The 611-nt window shown below is 37.6% G+C and carries 1 pseudogene; it reads left to right on the top strand.

What is annotated here, in order from left to right:
* Nucleotides 1–35: 35 nt before the first annotated feature.
* A pseudogene (locus tag ACFIK8_RS12325) lies at nt 36–611 on the top strand (COX15/CtaA family protein); the annotation flags it as partial.

The raw sequence follows: 611 nt of genomic DNA, 5'->3' as shown, positions 1-611 counted from the left end.
AACAGATAGCGCAATATTAGCTGCTTAATCGCGATATGACATTAAATGCGTTTAAGGTAATTTTCTGGTGGGAATGGGCGCATCGCATTCTTGGGCGTGTTATTGGGCTTTTGGCTTTATTGGGGTTAATTTGGTCTTGGGCGATCAAGCGTATTGAAAAAAATATTTTACTCAAGCTTACCATTGTGCCAATTCTTATTGCTCTTCAGGGAGCTATTGGTTGGTGGATGGTAGCTTCAGGTATTGGCCAAAGTAATTTAACAAGTGTGAGTCAGTATCGTTTGGCATTTCATCTTATAACATTATTACTTTTGTTACTTACTTATCTCGAGGATTTACAGAATATTCAGAAAAACCAGTGGATCAAGGGGTTCAACATTTTGCAGGTTCGCTTGTTGTATTGATTTTGATTGAGATTTATTTTGGTGATTTGGTTGCAGGCCTGCATGCTGGAAAAGTTTATAATACATGGCCCCTTATGGATGGCCAGTTCATACCCAATGGGTTAATGCAGCATAATCCTGTTTGGCTCAACTTATTTGAAAATCCTTTGACGATTCAATTCATTCACCGTTTGTTTGCGTATTTTTTATTTTTTGTAACGATCATTC

The organism is Bartonella sp. MR168JLCBS (assembly GCF_042194175.1).
This window is presented reverse-complemented; position numbering and strand designations above follow the sequence as displayed.